2 protein-coding genes are annotated in these 1,543 nt (G+C 44.8%); both read left to right on the plus strand.

From position 1 onward, the window contains the following. Positions 1 to 76 precede the first annotated feature (76 nt). Positions 77 to 751 carry a transposase gene (locus ACYVR3_RS16130; RefSeq protein ID WP_461245018.1) on the plus strand — a complete coding sequence of 225 codons (675 nt, stop codon included), beginning with the start codon at positions 77 to 79 and terminating at the stop codon, positions 749 to 751. Then, on the plus strand, positions 748 to 1,543 hold a 796-nt coding region (locus tag ACYVR3_RS16135), incomplete at its 3' end, for an IS3 family transposase (RefSeq protein ID WP_461245019.1). The genes ACYVR3_RS16130 and ACYVR3_RS16135, both read left to right, overlap by 4 nt.

Below are 1,543 nucleotides of genomic sequence, written 5' to 3' on the forward strand. Positions count from 1 at the left end.
TGTCATAATCCTTTTATGGTTGTCAGATGAAATAACATATTTCGTTTGATAATGACAACCATAGGAGGTTTTTTGTATGTCTAGATCTAGATTCACAGCCTCAGAGAAACTGGCCTTATTAGAAAGTTATCAGCAGTCAGGTATGTCTCGAAGAGGGTTTGCCAAAGAACATGGCATTGTGCCAAGGACCTTGAAACGGTGGGCTGATCTATATGAACGTGATGGCCTTAGCGGCCTTGAGGAGGTTCAACAAAACCAACATTATTCAAAGCAGTTTAAATTATCAGTGATTCAGGCATACTTAGCTGGTGAAGGCACTACCGATGAATTGACAACCAAATTTGGATTACGTAATGACGGCCTACTGCACTATTGGCTTTTAAAGTATAATGAGGACAAAACTGTAGCGGCATCGCCGTCTAGAAAGCAGGTCCTCCTTATGAGTCGCAAGACAACCTTTGAAGAACGCATTGAAATTGTTGAATACGTCACCAAAGATGATCACAGTTACACTCAAGCTGCCGAACATTTTCACGTGTCCTATCAGCAAGCCCGCTCATGGGTTATCAAAGCCCAAAAAGGTGGCTACGAAGCCCTAGTAGATAATCGCGGCCATCATAAGGATCAAGCTGAATTAACCGAGACTGATAAACTAAAACTAAGAGTACGTCAACTAGAATCGCAGCTCAAAGATCAAGCACTAGTGGCAGCATACGTAAAAAAATTACATGAACTTCAGCACAAGGGGTGAATCAACAGCATCGACTGGCCTATCAAGCAATTAAGGAAGTCAGTCAAGGCAATCGTGGTGCCGTATCCACGTTATTGGCCGTACTCGGCATTAGTCGACAGGCTTATTATAAAGGGCTTAAACGCCAAGAAACGAACTGGGAACGGCAAGATAAGTTTCTTCAGGAACGGGTGCAATACTGGTTTGATTTTCATCATCAGGGGATTGGTGCTGGCAACTTACTGGTCAATCTTCAGCATGACGAACTGATTAATTTTCGGGTAACACTAAAAATGGTACGTCGTGTCATGCGGGTGTTAGAAATTCGGTGTCAGGTTCGCATGAAGCGCCGTGATCGCGCCAAACAACATGAACTGCATATTCAGGACAATGTCCTCAAGCAAAAATTCGAGGTTAATGCCCCTAATGAAGTGTGGCTGTCAGACTCAACAGAGTTAACCTATGGGGTCAATGGTGAGTGTAAGGTACGCTTAAGCGGCGTTTTGGATCTCTATGGCCGCCGACTACTATCATATAACCTTAGTGATACTGAAACCGCGGAGGCTGAAGTAGAGGTTTTCGAGCGAGCATTCACCGCTGCAGGTGACGTGCATCCGATGGTTCATACGGACCGAGGCTCTGCCTTTACTTCGGGGGCTTTCAATAACTATCTGGGGCAACATGAAGTTGAACGGAGTATGTCTCGTCCAGGAATGCCTTACGACAACGCACCAATGGAGCGTTGGTGGAATGAGTTTAAATTACGGTGGATGGAACGACACCCAATGCCTAAGACCTACGAAGAACTCGTGA

The organism is Secundilactobacillus muriivasis (assembly GCF_054785195.1).

Coding starts and splice junctions, on each gene's coding strand:
- ACYVR3_RS16130 (WP_461245018.1), top strand. CDS start 77: ATGTCTAGATCTAGATTCACAGCCTCAGAGAAACTGGCCTTATTAGAA.